At 45.0% G+C, this 9,253-nt stretch carries 6 protein-coding genes and 1 pseudogene; 5 read left to right on the top strand and 2 right to left on the bottom strand.

Features of this window, described 5'->3' with window-relative positions; translation table 11 throughout:
• Positions 1–719 (top strand): annotated as a pseudogene (locus tag CXF65_RS05790) (RNA-directed DNA polymerase); the annotation flags it as partial.
• 92 nt (positions 720–811) lie between these two features.
• Here the strand turns inward: CXF65_RS05790 and CXF65_RS05785 are convergent.
• The gene (locus tag CXF65_RS05785) at positions 812–1,177 is read right to left on the bottom strand and encodes a hypothetical protein (RefSeq protein WP_101211363.1); all 366 of its coding nucleotides are present in this window, start codon (positions 1,175–1,177) and stop codon (positions 812–814) included.
• Between the two features lie 173 nt (positions 1,178–1,350).
• A complete protein-coding gene (gene gltX / locus CXF65_RS05780) occupies positions 1,351–2,883 on the bottom strand; it encodes a glutamate--tRNA ligase (protein ID WP_101211362.1) in 1,533 nt (510 codons plus the stop codon).
• 383 nt (positions 2,884–3,266) lie between these two features.
• On the opposite strand from gltX, the gene rsmH reads away from it, so the two are divergent.
• From rsmH to CXF65_RS05755, 4 genes are all read left to right on the top strand, one after another.
• Complete coding sequence (gene rsmH, locus CXF65_RS05770; RefSeq protein WP_407074196.1) at positions 3,267–4,310, top strand: 16S rRNA (cytosine(1402)-N(4))-methyltransferase RsmH; 1,044 nt, start codon at positions 3,267–3,269, stop codon at positions 4,308–4,310.
• 526 nt (positions 4,311–4,836) lie between these two features.
• A complete protein-coding gene (locus CXF65_RS05765) occupies positions 4,837–5,319 on the top strand; it encodes a cell division protein FtsL (RefSeq protein ID WP_101211361.1) in 483 nt (160 codons plus the stop codon).
• Complete coding sequence (locus CXF65_RS05760; protein WP_101211360.1) at positions 5,316–7,406, top strand: peptidoglycan D,D-transpeptidase FtsI family protein; 2,091 nt, start codon at positions 5,316–5,318, stop codon at positions 7,404–7,406. Before CXF65_RS05765 ends, CXF65_RS05760 begins: the two co-directional genes overlap by 4 nt.
• A 70-nt stretch (positions 7,407–7,476) precedes the next feature.
• The gene (locus CXF65_RS05755; RefSeq protein WP_101211359.1) at positions 7,477–9,186 is read left to right on the top strand and encodes a UDP-N-acetylmuramoyl-L-alanyl-D-glutamate--2,6-diaminopimelate ligase; all 1,710 of its coding nucleotides are present in this window, start codon (positions 7,477–7,479) and stop codon (positions 9,184–9,186) included.
• The last annotated feature ends 67 nt before the right edge of the window (positions 9,187–9,253 follow it).

Raw genomic sequence — 9,253 nt, 5'->3', positions numbered from 1 at the left:
ATCATAAGTTCCGAGAATATGAAAAATTAGTAAGTATTGAGAAGTTATATGTGAAATTTTTATTTCATTATTACTTTATATATCCTGAAAAAATGTTGGTAGTTGGTGAAGGTGTCACCGATCCACTACATTTAAAAGTTGCTTGTAACCAACTCTCTAAATCTAGTCGAAAATACATAAAATTTTCTTATTTAGGTGAAATGGCTCGTTTCTCTAAGTTTATGAGGTTTAGTGGTGGTACAGGTCATATACATAATTTACTGACCAACTATCATACAATTTTTAAAGCAAAATCGCTCAGCCTAAAACCATGTATAATTTTGGTAGATGGTGACAAAGCAGGCAATGATGTTGTGAAGCATGCTAAGAGTTTATTCAAGGAACGACAGCTAGTATTCAAAGGTGCTAATTGCATTAGAGCATACCACTTAGATCATAATCTCTACATTATTCAACTTAATAAGGGTAAAGAGATTGAAGATTTATACCATCCTGATATTAAAAAAACAAAAATTGGAATAAGAGAGTTTAGTTCTGAAAATGATAGTAAGAAACTCGATGTAACAAAACACTATGGCAAGAAAGAGTTTTATGAAAAAATTGTTGTTGAAGAGCAAGATACGATTAATTTTTCTGGTTTTAATGATGTTCTTGCTACCCTATATCATATACAAATGTATCACTTCATACTTTGGCTGTTTTCAGAGCGTAAGATATAGTGTATTTACTGAAAATTCAGTAGGTTAGCGATATTAAAATCTAAATTTATCGTAATATATTAAAGCGGCTTAATCTGCTCAACAAGCCCAAATTAGCGTGGATTTTGCTTAAGCGCAATCTCTTTGATGGCTTTATCGGTATAAAATTCTTCTTCGCTGCCATCAGAAAAAATAATCGCACAGCATTCAGTCGGCATATATTGACCGCCTTTTTCTCGGATCGTTCTGATACCTTTGACGCCAATGATGTCATATTCACTCAATTTATCTAGATTATGCTTGGTGTAACCGCAGTAAGTGCTGTATATCCATTTTAAATCTTCAAAGTCTTGGCCCTTGGTCAGGGTCAAATTTGCATCAAAAAGCTCCTTTATGATGGCATCATAATATTTCTGCGCTTCTTTCAAGGTATTAAAGACATAATCTTTGCTTTCTATGGTGACGGTTTTAGCAGCCATGTTTATTTCCGATTAAAATATTGAGTAAGAGATTTTTATATTCTGAGAGTAGTAGTACTTATTAACAACGAAAAAAGGGTCAGAGATGGCCTGACCCTTTTACATTCGACAAGTTTGACTAATTGGCTGAAACTATTCAGGCTGTTTAGCCGATAAACTATGCAGCTTCTAGACTATTCGGCAGCAGCTAAGAAATCTGGCAACTCAGCCGCTTGTTTCTCTAGTTTTTTAAGCTTCTTTTTACCCAAGCCGCCTAGTACATCAACCGCATGACGCAAGCGCGTCAACGTCATATCAGCACCGATAATCGCCATAGAGTTCATGACGGGTGTCGATGAGGTGCTACCAGCGATAGCGATAAAGAACGGTGCCATAAAGTCACGCATCTTAATATCGAGATGAGCCGAAAGCCCTTTTAAAGTGGCGTAGATATTTTCTTCTGACCACGTTGGCAAGACTTCTAGCTGCCATAATGACAGCTGAAGCATCTCGATAATTTGCTCAGGTGTCAATGATTTATGGGTAAAGCTTTCGGCATTAATATCCGGGAGATTTTGAAAATAAAAGCCGCCCCAATTGACTGCATCAGACAGTAGTTCGATACGTGGCTGAATGGCTGCTGCGATAGCCGTTAATTTATCGCTATTACTTGCCCAGTCGAGGATTTTATTTTTTAGCTCTTCAGGAGTAAGTGCACGTAGCCATTCGCTATTGACCCAATTAAGTTTTTCAATGTCGAAAATAGGGCCACCAAGCGATACACGCTGAATATCAAAGCTGGCAATCATCTCGTCCAAGGTGAATTTTTCTGCTTCGTCAGGCATGGAGTAGCCCATACGTCCAAGGTAATTCAGCAAAGCTTCAGGTAGTACGCCAGCATCACGATAATAGGTGATAGAGGTTGGGTTTTTACGCTTAGACAATTTTGATTTATCTGGGTTACGTAACAGTGGCATATGGCAAAGGACTGGCATCTCCCAACCAAAATACTCATAAAGTAGCTGATGCTTCGGTGCAGAGTTCAGCCATTCCTCACCACGTAGTACATGGCTGATATCCATCAAGTGGTCATCGACAACGTTGGCTAAATGATACGTTGGCATGCCGTCAGTTTTGAGAAGCACTTGCATATCGACCTGCGTCCAAGGAATCTCAACGGTGCCGCGTAGCATGTCTTGTACCTGACAGACGCCTTCGCTTGGCACGCGCATACGGATAACGTTTGGCTTACCCTCACTGACCAATTGCGCAGTTTTCTCTGGTGCTAAATGAGCACAGCGACCGTCATAGCGTGGCGTCTCGCCATTGGCCATTTGCTCAGCGCGCATGGTATCTAGCTCTTCGCTGGTACAAAAGCAGCGGAACGCATGATCGTTTTCTATCAGCTGCTCAGCGTGTTTTTTGTAAATATCGCTACGCTCGCTCTGACGATAAGGCGCGTGCGGACCGCCGATGTCTGGACCTTCCGCCCAGTCAAGGCCGACCCAACGCAGCGCATCCAAAATCATTTTTTCAGATTGCTCCGTTGAGCGTGTTTGGTCGGTGTCTTCGATACGTAAAATAAATTCGCCGCCATGGGCTTTAGCGAAGGCTAAATTAAATAGGGCGATATAAGCAGTGCCGACATGAGGAAAGCCAGTCGGTGAGGGTGCAATGCGGGTACGAACAGGGCGTGTGCCGCTAGTAGAAGTCGATGGTTGCATCATAAAAATCTCAGAATAGGGTAGTTAATGAATAGGGCAGTGAAAAATGCTAATCAAAGCTTTGAACAAAAAATACGGATGAAACAATAGCCGTCAAGGTAGAAAAATAGCGTAAAATATAGCGCTAGTATAACAGAGAGATGGGATATTTTTAATGAAAAGCCCTTCTAGCGCTTGACTACCAGTGTATCCTTGCGATAATAATGCTAGGTAAGTCATAACTTGTTTATTTTCATCCGATTTTTTACTATTACTGGCCACGATGGTCGTCATCTACTGAGTTGTTTGTGTCATTATCAAAATCTAAGCCAAAGCCAAATGTTAACGCCAGTCCTGCTGCTACCGATAGCGCTGAATCAGTGGTTAGCCGATCTTCTGTGGAAGACATTTCTGCGCAAGATTCTAGTCAAGGCCATAAAGTGTCGGATGAATTAAGTTTTGTCCACGATGCTGTGCTGCTACAAGAAGCGGTCGCGGCGGTGTTGGGTGTCAAATCACTGCCCAAGCAAACCGGCGACGCAGGACAAAACAGTGACAACCAAAGCAGCTTACGAATGAGCGGCATCTACGTCGATGCAACCTTTGGCCGTGGTGGCCATAGCCGCTTGCTATTAAGCCAGCTGGCTGACGATGCCACCTTGATTGTGTTTGATAAAGACCCAACAGCCATTAGTGTTGCGCGCGAACTAGCAAATACCGATAGTCGCGTAAAAGTGGTGCATGACAGCTTTGCGACCTTGACGGACAGCTTAGCTGCTATGGGTATCACCGAGGTCGATGGTCTGATGGCAGATTTGGGCATTTCCTCACCGCAAATTGATGATGGTAGTCGTGGTTTTAGCTTTATGCGCGATGGTGCGGTCGATATGCGCATGGATACCAGTCGTGGTCAATCCGTCGCTGAATGGCTTGCCAAAGTCGATGATGAAACCTTAGCCAATGTGCTTTATGAGTTTGGCGAAGAGCGTCACAGCCGTCGTATTGCACGTGCAATTAAGCAGATGGACAGTTTTGAGTCCACACTTGAGCTGGCAGAAGTGATAAAAGTGGCGCATCCAAACTGGCAGCGTGGTAAGCATCCAGCGACGCAGAGCTTTCAGGCGATGCGTATCTTCATTAACAATGAGCTTGGCGATGTCGATGATTTTTTAGCACAAAGCATCCCGATTCTAAAGTCAGGCGGGCAGCTGGCAGTCATTAGTTTTCATTCATTAGAGGATCGCCGCATTAAGCAATTTTTGCAGCGTCATAGTAAAGGGCAGTATCCAGAAGACGAGAATTTGCCGATGCCGCCTAAGCGTCCGCGTTATTTTAGCAAGCCAAAACGCGTGGGCCCTAGCAAAGATGAGGTGAGTCAAAATCCACGCTCACGTAGCGCATGGTTACGCATGGCGACTCGTACCGATACTGAGTATCAACAGACGCTATAGCAGTAAAAGCGTTTTTAGCTCATTTAGATCGCTATCAGTTGAATTCAGGACACACCCTAGTATGCTGTTTAGTGGATGTGACTAAATGTCTTAATGTTTACGCAACTGTTAAAAAGCTGTAAATATTATCTGCTAGGCTCAGCAGCTAGTTTTTTGTTTATGTCTGCGCTAATTTAGCGATGATCATTAGCTATTATTTTCTTTGTCAGCTTAGAGTAGAAGACAGTTATAGTCAGTAAAAAGTAATATCGAACCATCACGCACTGCTGATATCTATTTTTCTGGCTTGCTGTGCCTGCGCAGACAGAGGCGACAAAAAATTGATATCAGCAATAGCATCGCGTTTTTAGGATATTTTGATTATAGCTTGTAGAGTAAATGTCAATCATAGCGGGTTTTTATGGCTATCATTGCACAGTGCGTTTGGTTTTATTTTTATTGAGGGTACTGATCAGGGATGAGATTTTTATAACCCTTATACAGTCGCCGCTCTTTTATATTTGAAGTTTACTTTTTTGAGATCGTCATGGCAATATCTGACAAACCTGCAAACCGTCGCGCCGCAATGGCCAATACCACTGATGTTGGCGAGCTATTCGTGCGCCGCTTTAATGTGGTCAGCATTTATGTGGCGGTGTTGTTGCTATTGGCAGCAGCCATCGTCTGGAGCGGTATCAAAACGGCTGAGGAAGTGCAGCAATATCATCAGGATTATAGAACCTTGCAAGACATGAAAAAACAAGAACGCAAACTGCAAATTGAGCACCAGCGCCTATTAATTGAACAGCAAACCTTTAGTGCCACACCGCAAATTGCCAGTCGCGCCGTTGCCGAGCTTGGTATGTTTTCACCCACTCTCAAGGATAAGCTGATCATTCAGCCGGGTGCGGCCGTCGCATTGGCACCAGCCCAGCCAACTAGCGCAGAGCTGATTAGAGCCAATGATTCAGACGTTGTCGAAACCGATGCTCCCGTGAGCGACGCCAATCTTGCGGAGGCAGGACAATGAGTGATAAAAAGCCAAACGCCAATGGTGGTAAAACATCAGCAAAAAACCCCAGCAAAAAACCCGCCAGTGGCAAAGTAACCAAACCATTACGCCGAGCCAGTGCTGCCAAATCTGGGCAAACTGACAGCAAATCTTCAGACAATCGCAAAGCCAAGCTCTTTGGTCGCCTCAAAAAGAATGAAGATCAAGGCGCGTATACCAGTGTCAAAAACCGTAAAAAAATTGTATTTAATAAGGCTACTGGTGCCTCCTCTCGTGGCGGCTTTGAGTATGACAAAAACCGATTCCGTACCGTTTGGGGTGTGGCGCTTGTGGTGTTGGCGCTACTGATAGGGCGTGCCTACTATATTCAAGTGGCTAACGCACAGTTTTATCAAGATAAAGGTGACGAGCTTATCACCAGCGTACGGACGCAAAAGTCCTATCGCGGTATGATTACCGATCGCAATAATTTACCCTTAGCTGTTAGTGCGCCGCTTGCGACTGTCTCCTTTAGTCCGCATGATTATTCGCGCGAATACTATGAGCTTAAACGTATCAAAATTACCAATCCGAATAGTCCACAGTTACAAGCGCGTATGCAAAAACGTCTGGATAATATGGATCTGACTCGGCTGGCAGCGGCCGCCAACATTCCGGTCAGTGAGCTAAAGAAAGTCACTGCTGTCGATGACAGTATTGATGTGACTGATGAAGAAGCGGTAAAAGCCGCCCTGCCATCGGGCGCAGGCTCGCATTATTTGCCACTACTCAACAAAGTCACGCCTGAAATAGCCGAAAGTGTCAGCTCGCTTGACTTCCCGGGCGTGTATGAGAAAAACTTCTTTCAGCGTTATTATCCGCAGCCACAACCAAACTCGCAGCTGTTGGGTTTTATGGGGCAAAATGCCAACGATCCTGAAGGTGGTTACGAAGGACGGGCGGGCATAGAACGCCAATTCGAAAAAGAGCTGGCGGGTGATGATGGTAAAGTACTGGTACTCAAAGACGCCAAACAAAACAGCCTAAAAGAGATTAAACAGATTGAGCCAGAAATACCTGGCAAAGATGTGGCGTTGACCATTGATTCGCGTCTACAGTATCTGCTCTATAAAGAACTAGAGAAAGTAGGACGTGTGCAAAAAGCGCGCTGGTCAACTGGTATGGTCGTCGATGTACAAACTGGCGAAGTGTTGGCACTATCGACATGGCCATCATTTAACTCCAATAACCTGAATGAGATGACTGGTGAAAACCAGCGTAACCGTGCGCTCCTCGATGTATTTGAGCCGGGTTCAGTCATGAAGCCATTTACCGTGGCTGCGGCTCTCAATTCGGGCAAATACACACCGACTACTTTAATTGATACCAATCCGGGTTCAATTCGTGTGCGTGGCTATACCATTCGTGATCATAATAATTTGGGCACCATCAATCTTGCCACACTCTTACAAAAATCAAGTAACGTGGCCTCGACCAAGATAGCCTTATCTTTGCCCGCTGATGCCATTACCAATATGCAAAAGCAATTTGGATTCGGTGCAAAGACACCGCTACAGTTCCCAGCGGAAGGCAGTGGGCTTGTGGTTACACCGGAAGAAAAAGAGACCTCACGTCGTGCAACGATCAGTTATGGTTATGGTATGGAGGCGACTGTAGCGCAGGTGGCGCAGGCTTATTCGGCATTAGCGGCAGGCGGAGTCATGCATCCTCTAACCTTGGTTAAGAGCGACAAAGTACAACCAAGCAAACGCATCATGGCGCACGAACAAGCCATGTCGATTGTCCAGATGTTAGAGAGCGTCACCGAAGAGGGTGGTACCGCCAAAGCAGCGGCGATTGATGGCTATCGAGTGGCGGGTAAAACAGGGACGTCGCGTCGTATCAACCCAAAAGGTGGTTATTATACCGATCAGTATCGCAACGTCTTTGCGGGCATGGCACCAGCATCAAACCCAAGACTGGTCGGTGTTATCTTAGTAGAAGACCCTCGAGGGCTGCATTATGCTGGTCTGACAGCGGCGCCCGTATTCCATAACGTCATGAAAGAAGCGCTACGTCTCTATAATGTGCCATTAGATAAACCCTTAAAAACTGAAGCCCAGTAGGCATGGATATGGATATTTACGTATTCAGCTATTAATGATTTGATTTGTTTTAACCGATTAGGATTTGCTCATGACCATGCTCAACTCATCGCTGACCAGTGCCACTGTTACCCTGCAACAGCTTATAAATGCTAGCAATTGTAATAGTCATCATCTAGCGCAGGCATTATCAGCGATGACAATAGCAGCAGATAAAACATTAACGAACCAATCAGCCTCCAATCAACGACTTACGCTTGTCAATTTACCGTTTCAGCAGTTTCGTTTAGACAGCCGTCAGGTAGCGTCAAATGACGTGTTTGTACTACTAAAGAGCCATACACCAAACTGCCAAAAAAGCCGTGATTACCTTTATCAAGCCGCTAAAAATGCGGCTTTTATCCTATCAGAAATCGATCCTATCGCCTTGCTTGCCACGGCTAATGTGCCGCCACATGCTAATATTGAATTGATTGATAATGCTCAAGCTACGGCGCAGCAGCAATTAGATTCCTTGCCTTGCCCCGTCGTATACGCGCCCAACATCCGTGACTTTTTGGGTGACTTAATTCAAGCGCGTTTGCAGCATCAGCAGCCCGTAACATTACCAGCAGTGGTGGCGGTGACGGGCACCAATGGCAAAACCACCATCAGTCAACTGGTGGCGCAATTAACCCAGCTGACTGGCATGAGCAGCGCCGTCATGGGTACGGCAGGTAATGGTAGGCTTGGCACTTTGGTACAAGCCAGTCATACCACGGGCGATGCCTTAGCGGTTCAGCAATTTCTATATCAAATGGGTCGCGAAGGGGCACAGCTACTGGCGTTAGAGGCCAGCTCACATGGTTTGGATCAGCAGCGTTTGCAAGGCATGCCGGTGTCGGTGGCAATTTATACCAATCTTAGCCGTGACCACTTAGACTATCATGCCGATATGGCAGAGTACGCGGCAGCCAAAGCCAAACTGTTTGATAAAGCACACTTCCCAGATTTGACTCACGCCATTGTCAACATCGACGATGAGCATGCGCAGATTATGCTGGATACCGCCCATGCTAGTGAATTGACGGTTTGGACCTATAGTTTGGATGCTACAAAAACGGCTACCTTTGTCGCTGCTAAAATTAAGCCCAGCTTACAAGGTGTCGAGATTAGCCTGCGTACAGATTTTGGCGATGGTAACGTTAATAATTTAGATATCGTCAGTCCATTACTTGGACGTTTTAACGTGGCGAATTTGCTTGCGGCTATGGCAGCTGCCGTAGCTTTAGAGATTAGTTTGGAGCGTATTGCGCCAGTCGTGCCACAGCTACAAGGTGCCGTAGGTCGTATGCAACGTGTGCCATCTAATGATGGTTGTTTTATCGTTGATTATGCGCATACGCCCGACGCCTTAAGTCAGGTATTAGCCAGTCTTAAAACCCATTGTAAGGGTCAATTATGGGCGGTATTTGGCTGCGGTGGCGACCGTGATTCTGGCAAGCGCCCATTGATGGCGCAAGCGGGGCTGGCAGGCGCGGATCAAGTGATTCTAACGGCAGACAATCCTCGCACTGAAGATCCACAGGCGATTTTGCAAGATATGCAAGCAGGTATGAGTGCGGAGCAATATCAGCGTACCCATATCGAACCAGCACGGCAAAAAGCGATTGAATATGCCGTCAATCAAGCGGCTGCCGATGATATTGTGGTCATCGCTGGCAAGGGTCATGAGACTTATCAAGAAATCAATAATGTCCGTTATGATTTTGACGACAGTATTATTTTACAAAACGCCCTAGAGCACGCTGGACGCGTATAAAAAAGTGCTGTCTGAGTGTTTAGCAACACTAATTTTTAATAATATTTATAAGTTTTAACATGCAGTT

It is taken from the genome of Psychrobacter sp. Sarcosine-3u-12, assembly GCF_002836005.1.
Lineage (GTDB): Bacteria > Pseudomonadota > Gammaproteobacteria > Pseudomonadales > Moraxellaceae > Psychrobacter > Psychrobacter okhotskensis.
This window is presented reverse-complemented; position numbering and strand designations above follow the sequence as displayed.